Below are 11,967 nucleotides of genomic sequence, written 5' to 3' on the forward strand. Positions count from 1 at the left end.
GAAGTCAAGCGCAATGATCTTTTTCGTGGTTTTCGGTGTCTCATAACTGAATGTCTCTGCATTGTAGCGCGCTTCCTTATGTACATAGCTCTCTTTTGTGCTCACCTGCTCAATATAGTTGATCTCTTCGATGCGAGGGGAAGACTCCAATACCTTTTTCAGTGCCTCTTTCTCATGTATCTCCGTGGAAGCCACCATCATCATGGCACCCTCTTCTCTTAGCACTTTCGTGATAAACCGTGTGTCTATCTCTGTGATACCCAGCACGTTATGCTTTTTAAGCAGTGCAGAGAGAGGCTCCTCGCATCTGAAGTTGGAAGGTCTGTCCTGATACGAACGCACGATGATACCTTTGCAGTGGGCCGCCTTGCTCTCCATATCCTGTGCATTGCATCCTACGTTACCGATCTCGGGCATCGTAAAGGTCACGAACTGCCCTGCATAGGAAGGATCTGTCACGATCTCCTGGTATCCGGTCAGAGAGGTATTGAATACGATCTCTCCGACAGAGGTACCCTCCGCACCGAAGCTTTTGGCTTCAAGCAGTAACCCGTTTTCAAAATATAGTGAGACCCTTGTCATTAAAGCATACCTCTTTTAGATAATTCTTCTTGATACAATCTTTCGTAAAGCAACTCGTAATCCTGAGAACCGGGGATCACTTCTTTTTCCATACCCTTGATCTTTGCATACACAATATCGTCTATCTCATCATACGCATCCGCGAACGCTTTGAAGGATTTGAAGATCACGTTCTTCACCTGGTTCTCATTCACCGTATACTCTGCAAGATAGTTTTCATAGAGTTCATCCAGGATCAGGTGAGCAAGGTCATTGTATCTGTCATCATAGTTCATGATCACGCCGTATTCAGGAGCCATTTTCTTTTTGATCATGAAAAAGAGCTGTCTCTCATCTGCATGCTGGAACTCTATCTCATCATAATTCTCTTCTATGATCTTTTTTACTTTTTCATCAAGAGCACGTTCTTTTTCAAGATTTTCATCTATGATCTTCTTTGCTGCAACCACCACTGCTTCTTTACCTTTTGGCAGAGTAATAAAAGGTGCATTGGCCAAATCAATACCGATCTTTGTTGCTACATATCCTGTTTGTTGTGGTTTTAATCTCATTGCTCTCAACTCCTCATATTTTCTTTAAGCGACAAGTCGCACGAGCTCTCCGCTGAAGAGAACCCGGTGTTAACGCAGCCGTTCGGGCTTTGCTCAAGTGGCGTTACCGGATGATGGTATCTTCACGCTCCGGACTCGTGGAGATAATTCCCATCTTTGTCCCTATCATCTCTTCCAGCGCCAGAATATAGGACTTTGCCGTCTCAGGCAGGGCATCGAACTCTCTGACACCCTCGGTTTTATCCCAACCCGGGAAGCTTTTATAGACAGGTTTTGCATCATCGAGCTCATAGGGTACATAATCGATCTCTTTGCCGTCCACTTCATAGGCCACGCATACCTTCACTTCGTCAAAACCGTCCAGTACATCCAGTTTCATCAATGCCACCTGGTCCACACCGTTGACACGTACTGCATGACGCATAGCCACCGCATCGAACCAGCCGCATCTTCTCGGACGTCCGGTGGTCGTACCGAACTCATGCCCATTCTTCCGAAGCCTGTCACCTTCTGCCCCGAAGTCTTCGCTTGGGAACGGACCGTTCCCTACTCTAGTACAGTACGCTTTTGCAATCCCTGTGACTTTGCCCAGGTCTTTAGGATTGATCCCAAGGCCTGAACAGGCTCCCGCACTGACCGTGGTCGAAGAGGTGACATAAGGATAGGTACCATGGTCTATGTCAAGCATCGTACCCTGTGCACCCTCCAGCAGTATCTTCTTGTCTGCATCCATGATGTCCCACATCATCTGTGTGGTATCGGTGATGTAGGGTGCCAGTACGGCTTTATACTCCTCCAGCTCGGCCAGAAGTTCTGCTTCTTTAGGTGCTTCCACACCCATGGCATCAAAAATAGGCTGGTTCATTTCAAAAAAGTCCATGATCTTCGCCGTAAGCTTTTCAGGGTTCAGCAGCTCGCCGAGCCTGTGCCCGACCCTGGCGATCTTGTCCCCATACGCAGGTCCGATACCCTTGCCTGTGGTACCGATCGCTTTGTCACCCTTCAAACGCTCTTTGGCCTGGTCGATCTGTGCATGGTAAGGCAGAAGGACATGTGCTTTGTCTGAAAGGAAAAGCCTTCCTTCCAGGTTCTCGAACTGCTGCATCTCTTTGATGAAATCTTTCGGTGAAAGCACGACACCGTTCCCGACAATGTTTTTCGCTTTCGGGTTCAGTACGCCGGAAGGGATAAGATGCAGTGCATACTTCTTGTCACCGATCACGATCGTATGCCCGGCGTTGTGCCCGCCTGCAAAACGGCAGACATAGTCATGTGTCTGTGCCATGTGATCCACGATCTTGCCTTTACCTTCATCTCCCCACTGGAGACCAACGATCAAATCTGCTTTACTCATACTACCCTATCCTCGTTTCATTTTATTGCTGACACACTCATCTGTATTGAGTGCAAATCCTGCTGCCTCTACACCATCGATGGTATAAATGCCGCCCATGGCCAAAAGACTGTTCTCTTCGAACATTCTGAAGGTCAAAGAGTCATAATATCTCATCTTTGCGTAAAAAAGCGGAGAGATCACCATATTGTCATACTGTACTTTTTCAGCGGCCTCTTTGATCCTGACAAGCTCTGCCTTGATATCATCGGGAAAACCGCTGAGATCATTCAGATCATTCACTCTGTGAAGCCTTACCAGCGGCTCGATCCAGGGCAGATCGATATTGACGATCTGCTCCACATGCATCGATTTCAATACCTCCAAAGAGACCCCGTACTTTTCATTCAGAAGGTGCGGTATGCGGATATTAGCTATCTGCATCACCGGTTCAGAGCCTATCTGCTTTAAAAGCGTTGTCGTGGTCTCGGCGATTTTTTCAAAGCTGCCGCCTATCACTTCTGCACCGATCTGATACTTTTCTTTTGTAGGGAACGTGACCGTCGGCTGTATGTAGAACCACTTTTTAGATGCGGTACTGCGTCCCAGCCTTTTTGTCACGATACGTACCACATCGGCGGTAGAATCTGCGCGCAGCGTCACTTCATGGTTTTCTGCGTCATTCAATCTGACCAAGGATTTTTTATCCTCGAACGCATCATGCTGATGGTAGGAGAAGAGCGGCGTGACGATCTCTTCAAACCCGAGGCTGTAGAGTGTGTCACTGGCGATATTTTCTATCTCCCTTTTGATCTTGGCACTTTCTCCAAAATAGAGTCTGCTTCCGCTGGGGATCTCATGTTCAAATATCATTGACTGTCTCTTTTGAAATAGATCTCATTAAACACGCGGCTTGCGGTTCCGTCAAAGTCTCTTCTGCCCAGATCTGCCAATGCCAACTCTATGGCATTCACTACCCAGGCTGACTCATGTACAGGGATGAGCCCCATCTGGTTGATACGGAAGATCTTTCCTTTGAGGTGGTCCTGCCCCCCTGCGATATTTACCCCGTATTTTGTTTTGAGCAGTTTGCGTATAGGCTCTGCATCCTGATCATACACCGTGCTCATGGATAGTGCCGGTGTTTGGGGGTACATGGAAAAACCGATAGCCTCGAGCGCTCCCTGCGTAGCCGCTGCCCTTGCAGCAGTATTTGCATACAAGGCATCAAACCCCTCTGCCTCGATCGCATCAAAGATGGCATTGAGCCCCATGATCAATGTGGTCGCTGCCGTCCACGCCGTTGTGTTCTGCTGCTGCTTCTTGATCTCTGTAGCAAGATTGAAATAGTAATCTTTTCCTTCACCTGTTTTTTCTACGGCTGCAGAGGAGAGACCGATCATCGCAAGTCCGGGAGGGAGCATCAGTGCCTTTTGGCTTCCGGTGACCAAGGCATCGATATTTGAGACATCTATCTTTTCCACACCGACCGCAGTGATACCGTCAGCTACCACCATGATATCAGGATTGATCTCTTTGGCCCTCTTCGCGATCGCTTCTACTGGGTGTCTGAGTCCGCCCGCACTTTCACATACCTGAATAAAAAGGGCATCGATATCCGGATTTTCATTCAATGCGTTTTCGACATCGGCGACCGAGCAGGGGGTGTTCCATTCATACTTGAGCTCCACCTTGTCTCTGTTCATGGCATCGGCGATCTTCCCGAAACGCTCTCCGAACTTGCCTGAGTTTATTGTCAACGCTTTTGTCTTGCAAAGGTTCAACATACAAGCCTGCATGGCCCCTGTTCCGGAAGAGGCGATCATGACGCACTCATCCATGCCAAGGAGATGCATCAGACGCTCTCTTGCCTCTTTAAATATCGCTTCAAACTCTGGTGTTCTGTGGTGCAGTGTCGGTGTAGCCATAGCCAAACGGACAGATTCCGGTACTGGTGTAGGTCCTGGTGTAAATAGTAGCATATCTTTCCTCATGAGCGCCATCATGAAGACGGCATAATTACGTGGATTATATCTAAAATGAAGTTAGAGAATGGTGAAGAGGATCAATTAAAATCCGGCAGAAGAAAGAGAAATTCTTTCTGCCAATAGGCTTACGGCAGGCTAAGAAAGAACGGCCGTCTGCTGGCCTATCTCTTTGTATCTTGCATAGTAGTGCTCGACAAACGCTCTTATTTCCTCTTTTACAGGCAAATATACCCCTTTTTCCTTGACGGCATAGCGGCTCAAATAGACCGAAGCATCCTCTTTTTTCAGGTAGTGCTCTGCCAATGTTCCATAGGCTTCCTGATAGGTTCTTTTCATCACATCATAGCTGCTGTAGTCGATCTCTATCTGCCCATCATAGCGAATGACCCCCGAGCTGAACAGAATATCCAGGTGGATCAGCCCTTCGCAGTAGTACGGCAACACTTCGCCCACTTCACGCCATGCCATCAGACCTACGGCACGGGAGACCACATCATCGATCACATGGTCTTTCAGTGCTTCGCGTTCGTTATGGAAGAATGCCATCAGTCCGCCCGCTGTCGCCTTGAACTCCTCAATGTTCTTGAACTGCCCTGTCGCATTCATCTTCGTTTCCGTGTCCGTATCGATCCAGAGGATATGCCCGTACTCGTGTCCGATCGTTGAAATGTCATAGAGCTCGTGCCAGAGTTGCGGATCGGTGGCTATCAGTTCTCTCTGTGCTTTGACAAATGCCTCCCCCATCGTTTCAACACTGAGCTTCATCACCGGTTTGGTCCTCTTGGACTCCATCACAAAGTCCGCATAGGCAAAGATCTTCTTGCCCAGTTCTGCCGAGACCTTCTCGTCATTGGGCACGACCTGAGCCGAGAAGAGTCCGTTGAACTCCGCTGCATAATAGAGTATCGGCTGTCCGATATAAAGCTGCGTCTCATCCACCTGTTGAAGATTTTTTGCCATGATCCTCTGGGCATCTTCCCCAAAGTTCTGTGCCATAAGTGAGGCAAACTCTTTGATGTTCTGACGTGTCGGAGACCCCTCCTGTAATTTGGGGTTGACGATACGGAGATCCCACTCCAGCGCGACCGCCTTTCTGTACTGATCTTCATAGTACTCCAGAGGGTGCCCTACCTGCAATGGTGTTTTCACTGCCATCCATTTTCTGTCTACCTCTGCCCATTTTCCGATCAGTTCATCGGGCACAGGATGCGCAAATGCTTCCTTGATGGCTGAGAAGTAGGCGATCCACTCCTCTTTCTGACCAAAAACCTCATCCTCCTCTTCTCCCAGGAGTGAAACGACATGCCCCAGTGCGGTGGTCACGCTCTCCACCTCTACAGGGAATGCCTCCGCATAGGCCACAGACCTGTAGCCTGTCTCCTCTTTTTTAAGGACCGAATAACATCTGTCCCCTATCTCGCCGCTCTCATCCCTATCCAGCAGAGATTCACCCTGAAGCATTTCGAACACCTTCGCATCATCCCCGTTGAACATACTGGAAAGTTCCAGGTTCACAGAGTGAAGGATATGACGTGTCCAGTGACTCTGCCACTGCGTCATGCGCCTGCCGACATAATTGACACCAAAGATCAAAGAACGATAAAAAGGGGTCAAGAGCTGCCGCTCTTCTATCCACTGGATCAGCGCATCGTGGCGCTCGAGATGGAAATGGCTCACAAATCCGTACGCCAGCTCTTTCTTCGTACGGATCTGTTTTTCATCAAATCCGTTCTTCTGCATCACCTGCTCCAAGGCATCTTCACGCAGACCGACGATCCTCGTCAGGGCTGCCATCTGCTCCTCTTTTTCTCTTGGAAGGTTTAACAGGGTCAAAAAAAGTTTTACGATCTTTTCTGCTTTCTCATGTCCCTTGTTCTCATCCAGGAGTTCAAAATATTCGTTGAGTTCTGCCTGTCTGATCTGCAGTTCATCATAGATCACCTGCAGATCTTCCATAAATTGTTGTTGTGTCATAATACTCTCTTTCTTTTTGCCTGCACGCTGTAAGTCTATCGTGCAGGATTGTTTTTTTGATGATTATTTTCTTTGCAGCATCTGGATGATCGGTTTTACCAATGCCAGTGCCTGGGCACGATGCGAGATCCTGCTTTTCACTTCATCATCCAATTCACCCAGGGTCTGCCGATACCCTTTGGGCACGAACATGGGGTCATACCCAAAACCCTTATCTCCTCTTAGCTCACTTACTACGTCTCCGTGCATCCAGCCGTGTACCACATATTCCCCGTATTTGCTGACAATCGCTATGGCTGCCGTATAGTAGGCCGGTGTGGACTGCAAACCTTTTTCTTTCACCGTCTCTAAAAGCTTGTGAAGATTCTCTTTGTCCGTCGCACCTTCCCCCGCATAACGCGCAGAATAAATGCCCGGTGCACCGTTCAAGATCGGCAGGGAGATACCGGAATCATCTGCGATGACCAGATACCCCTCCCCCAGTTTCTGATAGATCGTTCGCGCTTTTATCAGGGCATTTTCTGCGAAGGTATCTCCGTCTTCCACTATCTCTACGTCACTCAAAAGGTCCGAAAAAGGCACGACTTCATAGTCGCACATCTGTTTAAATTCACGCAGTTTGCCTTTGTTTCCCGTTGCCAAAACAATTTTCATCAACTCTTAACCTTTTTTATAATATCTTGCTGTTTATACTATTTATATGACCGGTCACCTGCGCCATCCGATAAGGAGAGCCAGTACCTACGTACCAGGCAAGCTTTGCTCACTGCTACGTGCTAATGAATAACAATTTTATCGTATTAAAGGTATCACTATGATTAAACAGATCATCCCACTCAGCCTCATTGTTGCCCTAAGATTTTTCGGACTTTTCATCGTGCTTCCCGTACTCTCGATCTATGCACTCGACATGGAGGGAGCTACGCCGTTCCTGGCAGGACTGGTGGTCGGGGGCTATGCGCTTACACAGGCAGCCTTCCAGGTACCTTTCGGGCTGATGAGCGACAAGGTAGGACGGAAAAAAACGCTGCTTTTTGGTTTGATCATCTTTATTATCGGTTCCGTGATCGCTGCGGTGAGCGACAATATCTATATGCTGCTTGTGGGTCGTTTCCTGCAGGGTGCGGGGGCGATCGGTTCCGTGGTCTCTGCCATGGTGGCAGATCTTGTCAAAGAGGAACAGCGTGCACACGCGATGGCGATACTGGGCGGGACGATCGCACTGAGCTTTGCCGCAGCCATGATCATCGCGCCGATCGTCGGGGGTCACTGGGGGATAGACAAGCTCTTTTGGCTGACTGCGATTCTGTCGGTGATGTCGATAGGTATCTTGTTCACTGCGGTACCGCAGCCTCCAAAGATCATCCACAGCTATGCCGAAGAAGAATCTAAGATGATGGAGGTCTTTAAAGACAGATCACTGACGCGTATGTACATCACCTTCCTTTTTCACTCCTCCATCATGACGATGGCATTCTTCATCATTCCTGTGGTGATGACACAGGCGCTCACAGAAGGCGGCTTCGGCTGGGAAAAATCCGAACTCTGGAAGGTCTATTTCCCTGCGATGATCTTTGGTTTCTTTGCCATGGCCCCCGCAGCGATCTTTGGAGAAAAGTACGGCAAAGGGAAACAGGTCTTCATGATCTCCGTGGCTACGATCTTTTTTGGTTTCCTGGCGATGGGATTCGCAGGTTCTGCCTGGGTCTTTGTCGTAGGCGTAGTGCTTTTCTTCATCGGGTTCAATATGTTCGAGCCGCTGCTTCAGAGCTTTGTGGCCAAGTTCGCCAAAGTGCACCAGAAAGGTGCCGCACTGGGGGTTGCCAATACCTTTGCCTATACCGGTATCTTCCTGGGCGGGCTCCTGGCAGGATGGCTGATGCAGCACTATGACAGGGAAACATTGGCTGTAGTCGTTGCGGTCCTGTCCGTCATGTGGTTCATCTGGGTGGCCACCATGCCCAATCCGAACAACAGAGCCAACGTCTACCTTCCGCTGGACATCTTTGACAGGGAACGTGTCAAGGCACTGACAGATCATGAGGCCATCGTGGAAAGTTATGTCAACGAGACAGAGAATATCGCCATCATCAAATATGAAAAAGACCTGATAGATGAAGATGAGATCAGAGGGATGCTCAGCTAAGGCGCATCCCTTTTCTAAACTTCAGTGATCACTCAGATACAACATCTTTTATACCACAGCCCATCCTGTAAATGGATCAATGCATTTCTATCTATTTAAAGAGGAATGATTTCTGAATATTTTTAAGAAGTAGTTGGAGGCTATACGGCCGGAACCAAAGGCTCCGACCAACAACATAGTGTAGAGCAAAAGAGGGTTTAGAGCTTACACTCTCCGATCTCTACTTCTCTGTACTCCACGTCCATCAGTTTACATGCGCGCTTCATGATGCCTTCCTGGGTAAAGCCGAACTTCTCGAAGAGCTGGTCTGCCGGTGCCGAAGCTCCGAAACTTTCCATACCGAGTACGTCATCTGCATAACGGTAGTACTCTGTACCTGTCGCTGCTTCTACTGCCAGCACTTTGGTATTGGGGTCGATCACCGCTGCCTTGTATGCTGCATCCTGCTCATTGAAAAGATCAAGACACGGCACAGAAACCACGTTCGCTTTGATGCCGAGCACCGCCAAATAACATGCCGCTTTGAGACAAGGCATCAGCTCGGAACCTGAAGCCATCAGTGTGAGGTTCGCATTTTCACGCTTTTTCACGATGTACGCACCCTTGCTCACCTCACCGAAATCTCTTTTTGGTTTAAGTGTCTTTAAACTCTGGCGGCTCAATACAAAACCGTGCGGCGCTTTGATGCTCAGTGCGGTTTTCCAAGCTTCCACGTTTTCCGTCGCATCTGCCGGTCTCCATACATAGAAGTTCGGCAGTGCCCTGAACTGGGAGATATGCTCGATAGGCTCATGCGTCGGACCATCTTCCCCCACACCGATGCTGTCGTGTGTCCAGACAAAGAAGTTCTGGATACCTGTCAGGGCTGCGATACGTGCCGCAGGCTTGAGGTAGTCAGAAAAAACAAAGAACGTTGCATTGAACGGGATCGTCGTGCCATAGAGCGCCATTGCATTGGTGATCGCAGCCATAGAGTGCTCGCGGATACCAAAGTGGATGTTCTTTCCTTTAGGGAAATCGCCCATGTCCTTGAGCTCCGTTTTGTTCGACGGTGCAAGGTCTGCCGATCCGCCGAGGAAGGAAGGTACCGCTTTTGCGATGGCATTCAGTATCTTGCCGTTGGAATCTCTGGTCGCCATGGCAGCATCACCGGAGAAATCAGGGAATTCAATGGCAGAAAGATCCGGGTTCAGCAGTCTTGCCAACGCTTCGTTCTGCTCTATCAGCGGCGCTTCTTTCTGTCTGTGTATCCACTCTTTCTCCGCAAGCTCACCCTTCTCCAAGGCACATCTGAATCTCAGCAGCACATCTTCGGGGATCTGGAAGAACGCTTCAGGGTCAAACCCCTCTTTGGCCTTTGACTCCGCGATGATATCGGCACCGAGCGGTGCGCCGTGTGTATGGTGAGACCCTTCCAAATCTCCGGCACCCTTACCGATGATCGTATTGGCGATGATGATCGTAGGCTTGGTCGCTGTTTTGACCTCATCGAGGGCTTTTTCGATATCATCATAACAGTGGCCGTTGATCTTGATGACGTTCCAGTTCTGCGCTTCAAAACGCTTGGCCACATCTTCGCTCCACGCGATACTTGTATCACCCTCGATCGTGATCTCATTGTTGTCATAGATCAGTACCAGGTCTTTCAGTTTCAAGTGCCCCGCCAGTGCACAGGCCTCATAAGAGATACCCTCCTGCAGGTCGCCGTCACCGCACAGACAGTAGACCTTGTGGTCTATCAGTTCGCAGGTCTCAGAGTTCACTTGGTTGGCAGTATATGCTTCAGCCATGGCAAAACCGACCGCATTGGCAATACCCTGCCCCAAAGGTCCTGTTGTGATCTCTATCCCTTCCGTATGTCCATACTCAGGGTGGCCCGGTGTTTTGGAGTCTAACTGGCGGAAGTTCTTCAGATCATCCAGACTCACATCGTATCCCCAAAGGTGCAAAAGCGAGTAGATCAGTGCAGAAGCATGCCCCCCTGAGAAGACCAGACGGTCACGGTTGAGCCACTTTGGGTTTTTAGGGTTATGGCTCAGTTTTTCACTCAACACCACGGCGATATCTGCAAGACCCATCGGTGCACCCGGGTGTCCCGAATTTGCCTTTTGGACCGTATCGGCTGCTAAAAACCGGATAGTGTTCGCCATTTTCCTACGCATCTTGTTCTGCTCTGTCATTGCCATGTTAGTTCCTTTTGTTGTGTCTGTATAAGTATCTGTCCATTAAGGGTTGTAAAGCGGTTTGCAACTTCTTGTCGAAGACTTCAAATCGTCTTTGCAAATCTTTTGCCAGAGTGTCTGCCTCTTTGACAGTCTGCTCCAGTCCCAAAAGATTGACAAAGCTATTTTTATCACTATCATTGCCTGTGGGTTTGCCCGCTTCCTCTTCGCTCTGTGTCTCATCGATGATGTCATCCTGTATCTGGAACAGCAATCCCAGGTCTATGCCGAAATCGTAGAGTGACTCCTGCACGCTTTTCTCAAGTCCGACGATCACTGCCCCCATCTGCAAAGAGGCCGCTATAAGCTTGGCCGTCTTGTTCTTATGCAGCGTTTTGACCTGCTCGAGCGCCAGCGGCTTGTTTTCAAAATAACAGTCTATCGCCTGCCCGAGCACCATGCCGCGGCTTCCCCCGTCACGGGAAAGAAGCTCGATCAGCTTGACTTTGACATCTGCCCGAAGGGGTGCTTTGGCAATCAGATAAAACGCCTCGGTATTGAGCGCATCCCCCGCAAGTATGGCGGTCACTTCATCGAAACGTTTATGCAAGGTCTGATGTCCACGGCGCAGGTCTGCATCATCCATCGCAGGGAGGTCGTCATGTATCAAAGAGTAGGTATGGAACATTTCGAGGGCCAAAGCAACAGGAAGGGAAGAGTTGTACAGCATCGGGGCATACGCATCAACGATGCTTAAAAGGAGCATAGGACGAAAGCGTTTGCCGCCAGCGGTCAGCATCACCCCCAATGCTTCTTCATAGACGGGGTGAAAGCTTGGTACTTTTGGCAGGTTTTCATTCAGATACGTTTCAAAGCGTTCCATCATACTCTTTCTTCAATAATGCACAAGCGAAGCTCGCTCTCTTTATTCATCTCATTTCTGGCAAAAGCCTTTTACAAGATGGGGCAGGGTTTCATTATTGGAATTATATCAAATTTGGATAAAATAAGCATATGAAAAAAGAAACATCACTCTTGCTTATCACATGGACCAAGCGCTTGCTGGGACTTACCGCTTTTTTGGTGTGGGGATATGTGATTTTTACCATCTCCAGATCACCAGCCCCATTCATAGAACAGGCGCCCTACTGCATGGGCAGTACCATGCTGATCTTCGCTTTGCTGACCGCTGCCTATAAAGGTTTGGATCACTGGAGCTTAAAACATAAAT

The 11,967-nt window shown here is 49.0% G+C and carries 11 protein-coding genes; 2 read left to right on the forward strand and 9 right to left on the reverse strand.

The genetic code is table 11. The features are described from left to right. From VIM88_RS07230 to rdgB, 7 genes are all read right to left on the reverse strand, one after another. Positions 1-582, reverse strand: a 582-nt coding sequence (locus VIM88_RS07230) for a carbamoyl-phosphate synthase domain-containing protein (RefSeq protein WP_331862219.1), incomplete at its 3' end; no start/stop codon positions are given. Continuing rightward, positions 582-1,133: a DUF507 family protein gene (locus tag VIM88_RS07235; protein WP_331862220.1), complete on the reverse strand. Its 552-nt coding sequence runs from the start codon at positions 1,131-1,133 to the stop codon at positions 582-584. The genes VIM88_RS07230 and VIM88_RS07235, both read right to left, overlap by 1 nt. Before the next feature lie 103 nt (positions 1,134-1,236). Further along, positions 1,237-2,487, reverse strand: coding sequence for an adenylosuccinate synthase (locus tag VIM88_RS07240; RefSeq protein ID WP_331862221.1), 1,251 nt, complete (start codon positions 2,485-2,487; stop codon positions 1,237-1,239). A gap of 6 nt (positions 2,488-2,493) precedes the next feature. Further along, positions 2,494-3,339 carry an ATP phosphoribosyltransferase regulatory subunit gene (locus VIM88_RS07245; RefSeq protein ID WP_331862222.1) on the reverse strand — a complete coding sequence of 282 codons (846 nt, stop codon included), beginning with the start codon at positions 3,337-3,339 and terminating at the stop codon, positions 2,494-2,496. Continuing rightward, the gene (locus VIM88_RS07250) at positions 3,336-4,448 is read right to left on the reverse strand and encodes an alanine--glyoxylate aminotransferase family protein (RefSeq protein WP_331862223.1); all 1,113 of its coding nucleotides are present in this window, start codon (positions 4,446-4,448) and stop codon (positions 3,336-3,338) included. Before VIM88_RS07250 ends, VIM88_RS07245 begins: the two co-directional genes overlap by 4 nt. 141 nt (positions 4,449-4,589) lie before the next feature. After that, a complete protein-coding gene (ciaB, locus tag VIM88_RS07255; RefSeq protein ID WP_331862224.1) occupies positions 4,590-6,428 on the reverse strand; it encodes an invasion protein CiaB in 1,839 nt (612 codons plus the stop codon). A gap of 63 nt (positions 6,429-6,491) precedes the next feature. After that, a complete protein-coding gene (gene rdgB, locus VIM88_RS07260; RefSeq protein WP_331862229.1) occupies positions 6,492-7,082 on the reverse strand; it encodes an RdgB/HAM1 family non-canonical purine NTP pyrophosphatase in 591 nt (196 codons plus the stop codon). 160 nt (positions 7,083-7,242) lie between these two features. Here rdgB and VIM88_RS07265 point away from each other — a divergent pair, with 160 nt between their 5' ends. Then, on the forward strand, positions 7,243-8,574 hold the full coding sequence (locus VIM88_RS07265) for an MFS transporter (protein ID WP_331862225.1): 1,332 nt from the start codon (positions 7,243-7,245) through the stop codon (positions 8,572-8,574). Between the two features lie 197 nt (positions 8,575-8,771). On the opposite strand, the gene tkt is transcribed toward VIM88_RS07265, so the two are convergent. Both tkt and VIM88_RS07275 read right to left on the reverse strand, forming a co-directional pair. Then, positions 8,772-10,760: a transketolase gene (gene tkt / locus VIM88_RS07270; protein ID WP_331862226.1), complete on the reverse strand. Its 1,989-nt coding sequence runs from the start codon at positions 10,758-10,760 to the stop codon at positions 8,772-8,774. Between the two features lies 1 nt (position 10,761). Continuing rightward, a complete protein-coding gene (locus VIM88_RS07275) occupies positions 10,762-11,619 on the reverse strand; it encodes a polyprenyl synthetase family protein (RefSeq protein WP_331862227.1) in 858 nt (285 codons plus the stop codon). 131 nt (positions 11,620-11,750) lie between these two features. Between VIM88_RS07275 and VIM88_RS07280 the strand changes: the two genes are divergently transcribed. Next, the coding region (locus VIM88_RS07280) for a hypothetical protein (RefSeq protein ID WP_331862228.1) at positions 11,751-11,967 on the forward strand (217 nt) is incomplete at its 3' end.

This window comes from Sulfurovum sp., from assembly GCF_036568385.1.
In the GTDB taxonomy this organism is placed as follows: Bacteria; Campylobacterota; Campylobacteria; order Campylobacterales; family Sulfurovaceae; genus Sulfurovum.

Coding starts and splice junctions, on each gene's coding strand:
- rdgB (WP_331862229.1), bottom strand. CDS start 7,082: ATGAAAATTGTTTTGGCAACGGGAAACAAAGGCAAACTGCGTGAATTT.
- VIM88_RS07235 (WP_331862220.1), bottom strand. CDS start 1,133: ATGAGATTAAAACCACAACAAACAGGATATGTAGCAACAAAGATCGGT.
- VIM88_RS07245 (WP_331862222.1), bottom strand. CDS start 3,339: ATGATATTTGAACATGAGATCCCCAGCGGAAGCAGACTCTATTTTGGA.
- ciaB (WP_331862224.1), bottom strand. CDS start 6,428: ATGACACAACAACAATTTATGGAAGATCTGCAGGTGATCTATGATGAA.
- VIM88_RS07250 (WP_331862223.1), bottom strand. CDS start 4,448: ATGCTACTATTTACACCAGGACCTACACCAGTACCGGAATCTGTCCGT.
- VIM88_RS07240 (WP_331862221.1), bottom strand. CDS start 2,487: ATGAGTAAAGCAGATTTGATCGTTGGTCTCCAGTGGGGAGATGAAGGT.
- tkt (WP_331862226.1), bottom strand. CDS start 10,760: ATGGCAATGACAGAGCAGAACAAGATGCGTAGGAAAATGGCGAACACT.
- VIM88_RS07275 (WP_331862227.1), bottom strand. CDS start 11,619: ATGGAACGCTTTGAAACGTATCTGAATGAAAACCTGCCAAAAGTACCA.
- VIM88_RS07265 (WP_331862225.1), top strand. CDS start 7,243: ATGATTAAACAGATCATCCCACTCAGCCTCATTGTTGCCCTAAGATTT.